This is a genomic window from Acinetobacter sp. UBA3025 (assembly GCF_002367915.1).
Classification (GTDB): domain Bacteria; phylum Pseudomonadota; class Gammaproteobacteria; order Pseudomonadales; family Moraxellaceae; genus Acinetobacter.
Genome location: NZ_DFDO01000083.1, coordinates 1 through 3,342, shown reverse-complemented (window position 1 = coordinate 3,342; position 3,342 = coordinate 1). Strand labels below are relative to the sequence as shown.

Sequence of the window (3,342 nt, the reverse complement as noted above, 5' to 3'; positions counted from 1 at the left end):
TGCAGGTTTGGACAATACCGCTTTCATGCTGGAAGAACTCATTAAAGGCACAGCGAATTAATTTTTAACCCATTACTAAACAGGAAGCTTCAAGCTTCCTTTTTATTTGAAACATCTAGTAATAAATTAAGACCCAAGACTGGAATTTAATGCCAACTCAGGAAGCAACTTAGCAGCGATAATGTATACATCTGTATATTAATTGCTGTAAATCGCGAGATATTTTGCATGTCCACTTCCCTAGACGGTCTTCAATTTCCCATTTCTGCTTCACAACAAAAACCAAGCACATCGAAAATCGGCCGTAATATTATTTCTGAAGCCTTAGGCGCAGTCGATCCTGTACATGCTACCGCAGCACAGCAGGAAAAGAACTGGCGTAAGCAATATCCGCTGCACTTTAAACATCTGGTTGAAGATGGATTACGCTCTGCGGGTGCAGCACTGAGTATTGCCAAGCAAGGTCTGGAAACTGCACATGCCAGCTTTGAATTTTATCGTGATGGCCAGAAGCATCTACTGAAAGATGTGATGTCTCTGCCTGCGCAGAACCTGAATACTTTCCAGCTGAAAGGCCAGTCTGAAAAAACCCCAGAATGGTATGTGCCCTATCATGGCAAGAAGTTGCAAGGACAAGCATTACTAGATCAGATCCAGTCTTGGGAAGAACTTGGCATCGTCGAACCCAGTCATGCCAATGCCTTGCGTGAATGTATTGCCCATCCGGAATGGTTTGACCTATCCGATCGTACCACTGTTCTATTTGGTGCCGCTTCTGAAGCAGGTCCACTGACCTGGTTGTCGAAATGGAAAGCCAATATCGTCGCAATTGACCTGCCGAATACCCGTGTCTGGGGTAAAATTCTGGATACAGTAAGTCAAGGCAACGCCACTTTATATGCACCATCAGTTGAAGCGCTTCCTGCTGATACTTCACTGGACATTTTAAAAGAAAAACTGGGGACTAACCTGCTCACTCAGATTCCAGAAATTGCACAATGGCTGATTCAATTTGAACAGGATCTGGATCTCGCGGCGATTGCTTATCTGGATGGTGAAAAGCACGTACGTGTTTCCATGGCGATGGATGCCATTATGAAATATGTCAGTGAGCAGAAAGCCAATACCAGCCTGATGTATATGTGCACCCCGACGGATGTATATGCAGTTCCAAAAGAAGTGGTGCAGGCTTCACAAAGCAAATACCAACAGCTGTCAAAACTGGAAAGTACGTTAACCAAAGGCATTTCACTGATTTCACGCAAGCATTTTTTCCAGAAGAATGAGCAGGATCTGTTTAAGGTTGGCGACAAGTCCTATGGTGTTTGCGACTGTCTGGTCGTTGAGCAAGGTCCAAACTATGCACTGGCTAAACGCATCCAGCAATGGCGTGCAACATTGGCTCGTGCCAACGGGCAGCAAGTGAGCATCAATATCGCTCCTTCAACAACGACTTATTCAGTGACCAAGAATCCACTGCTGAAAGCTGCCTTTAATGGTGCTAGCTTGTTTGATGTAGAAGCGTTTGCACCTGAAACCACCAATGCGATTATGGCAGCCCTGTGGATTCACGACCTACGTAATCCTGAGTCAGTCGCCAATCCTGATGTACAACTTAATCATCCACTTGAGTTGATGATGTCTGGCGCGAATCATGGCGGTTTATGGCGTGTGGCTTATCTGGCACGTACTGCTCTGCCTTTTGCTGCGTTATATGGTTTTGCAACGGATAAACTGCCGAAAGGATTGTTGGGTAAGTTGAAGAAGTAATTTTTTCTGAAATAAAGATGAAATCAATTTTATTGGTCAGGCGACATGGATGTCGCCGTTAGGCTGTGATATAGGGACATATCATCAGCCTAACAAAAGATTTTTGTTACCTTGCGAAGTGCACTTCTCATCTTTCAAAAGTAAGGCTAAGAAATACTCATTTTTTACATTTAGTTGAAATTAGCTATTAATCCCTCTATTGAAAGTACTTTTAGCCTTCTGATTACCCTCACCCCCTTGCGCAGCAATGCTACTCATCCCATAGGGCGAGGGAGCATCCCTTATATTTCTAAAAGCCATGAGATAATAAAAGTCTCTTATTTTCAGAAAGAAAATCGCTATTTCTTAAGGCTAAAACTTTTCTAGCACCCATAAAAAAACGCTGCCTAAGCAGCGTTTTTTACATCGAATTTCTTAGAACACTTTCAATAGAATCCAGTACAAACCACCGGATAAACAGATCGTTGCTGGCAGTGTAAACACCCAGGCAGATAGAATCGATTTGACCATCTTAAAGTTTAGGCCCGACTTGTTCGCCACCATGGTACCTGCAACGGCAGAGTTCAGGACGTGAGTGGTAGAGACTGGCATACCAAAACCATCAGCAGCCGCAATCGTAGACATCGCTACCAATTCGGCAGACATCCCCTGACCATAAGTCATGTGCTCTTTACCAATCCGTTCACCCACAGTCACGACAATTCGTTTCCAGCCGACCATCGTTCCCAGACCAAGTGCCAAAGCTGTTGCCACTTTTACCCAAGTCGGAATGTATTGCAAGAATGAATCCAGATTGTCGCGATACTCATCAACGGTTTTTTCCTGAGCCTCGCTCATTGCCGGTAAAGCTTCTGCTTTATCCAGACGTTTAAATGCTGTAGTGCTCAAGTACATATCATTACGGAATTCTGAAACTTGCGTTTCTGGGACATCCTTAATATTGCTGTAGCTACCGACTTTATCACCCAAGTGATCCGTCAGGCTTGCCAATGCAGGTACGACTTCTGCATTCAATTCTTTGGTTTGAATGTATGTGGTAATGATGGCACGTGCTTTTTCATCCGGAATATCTTCATGCTGCGGATAAATCGCATCAGCCGTTTGCGCAGACAACTGACCAAAAGACTGGATATGTGCTGCATCCAGATTTTTGTTTAATGAATACGCCAAAGGTACACAACCGATCAGAATCAGCATGATCAGACCCATACCTTTTTGACCGTCATTTGAACCATGCGCGAAGCTCACACCAGTACAGGTAAAGATCAGAATGGCACGAATCAGCGGTGGCGGTGGCTTGTTCCCTTCAGGTGGCTTGAACAGTTCAAGCTGCTTTCTGAAGATCTTTTTCACCAGCAGGAATAGCACTCCAGCAAAAGCAAAACCGATCAAAGGTGAGAACAGCAATGCTTTACCAACTTTCAGCACCTGCTCCATATCCACACCAGAAGCGCCACCACCCGAATTCAGCAGGTAGTTCATGATGCCTACACCCAGAATCGAACCGATCAGGGTATGTGAACTGGAAGCAGGAATGCCAAGAAACCAGGTGCCCAGATTCCAGAGAATCGC

Annotated in this window: 2 protein-coding genes; one reads left to right on the top strand and one right to left on the bottom strand. The window is 44.7% G+C overall.

Features of this window, described 5'->3' with window-relative positions; genetic code table 11:
- Positions 1-228: 228 nt before the first annotated feature.
- Positions 229-1,770, top strand: coding sequence for a hypothetical protein (locus B4J23_RS03290; protein WP_291358752.1), 1,542 nt, complete (start codon positions 229-231; stop codon positions 1,768-1,770).
- Between the two features lie 414 nt (positions 1,771-2,184).
- On the opposite strand, the gene B4J23_RS03285 is transcribed toward B4J23_RS03290, so the two are convergent.
- The coding region (locus B4J23_RS03285; RefSeq protein ID WP_291358751.1) for an inorganic phosphate transporter at positions 2,185-3,342 on the bottom strand (1,158 nt) is incomplete at its 5' end.

What these genes read in the sequence shown, in the direction of transcription:
- B4J23_RS03290 (WP_291358752.1), top strand. Translation starts at nt 229, where the DNA reads ATGTCCACTTCCCTAGACGGTCTTCAATTTCCCATTTCTGCTTCACAA.